This window comes from Peribacillus sp. SIMBA_075, from assembly GCF_046534585.1.
Genome location: NZ_JAWRYN010001347.1, coordinates 1 through 245, shown reverse-complemented (window position 1 = coordinate 245; position 245 = coordinate 1). Strand labels below are relative to the sequence as shown.

At 38.8% G+C, this 245-nt stretch carries 1 protein-coding gene; it reads right to left on the bottom strand.

What is annotated here, in order from left to right; all coding sequences use genetic code 11:
* Window positions 1-245, bottom strand: a 245-nt coding sequence (locus SB775_RS32725) for an aminotransferase class I/II-fold pyridoxal phosphate-dependent enzyme (protein WP_410865462.1), incomplete at both ends; no start/stop codon positions are given.

Here is a 245-nt window from a genome sequence, read left to right as displayed (position 1 = left end):
AAACTTGGTTCAATAATGAGTACTTCATCATCAGGATTTATAATGGCGCGCATCGCTACATCTAACGCCTGACTCGCTCCAACTGTAACAATGATTTCATCGTTCGGATCATAAGATACTGCAAATTGTTTTTTTAGATACTTTGCTATTTCTTGGCGCAGTTCCAATAATCCTGCATTTGCTGTATATGACGTATATCCTTGTTCTAAAGAACGGATGCATGCTTGCCTTACATTCCAAGGTGT